Below are 456 nucleotides of genomic sequence, written 5' to 3' on the forward strand. Positions count from 1 at the left end.
CCCGACAGTCGCGCCCTATCTGCTGCCGCATGCGTTGCCGGAACTGAGGCGGCACTTCCCGGTCTTGCAGCTCGAACTGCGGGAGGCGGTGACCGCGTCGCTGGTCGACGACACTGCCGCCGGGCGGCTCGACGCGTTCATCGCCGCTCTGCCGCTCGACCATCCCGGCCTGGTCAGCGAAGAGCTCTTCCCCGACCGTTTCTTCCTTGCGGTGCCGTCAGGCGATCCGGCCTTCGCCTCGCCGCCGGTGCCGCCGGAAAGCCCGGCGCTGGAAAGGCTGATGCTCCTGGAGGAAGGCCACTGCCTGCGCGAGCAGGCGCTGGCCGTCTGCGGCAATGTGCGGCCCGTGGCGATGGCGAGCTACGGCGCCACCAGCCTGACGACCCTCTTGCAGATGGTGGCGCATGGGTTGGGCGTGACGCTGGTCCCGGAGATGGCGATGCGGCCCGCCGGCAC

At 70.6% G+C, this 456-nt stretch carries 1 protein-coding gene; it reads left to right on the top strand.

The features are described 5' to 3' along the window. The coding region (locus EOA32_RS37770; RefSeq protein ID WP_245499543.1) for a LysR substrate-binding domain-containing protein at positions 1-456 on the top strand (456 nt) is incomplete at both ends.

It is taken from the genome of Mesorhizobium sp. M1A.F.Ca.ET.072.01.1.1 (genome assembly GCF_004023325.1).
GTDB lineage: Bacteria > Pseudomonadota > Alphaproteobacteria > Rhizobiales > Rhizobiaceae > Mesorhizobium.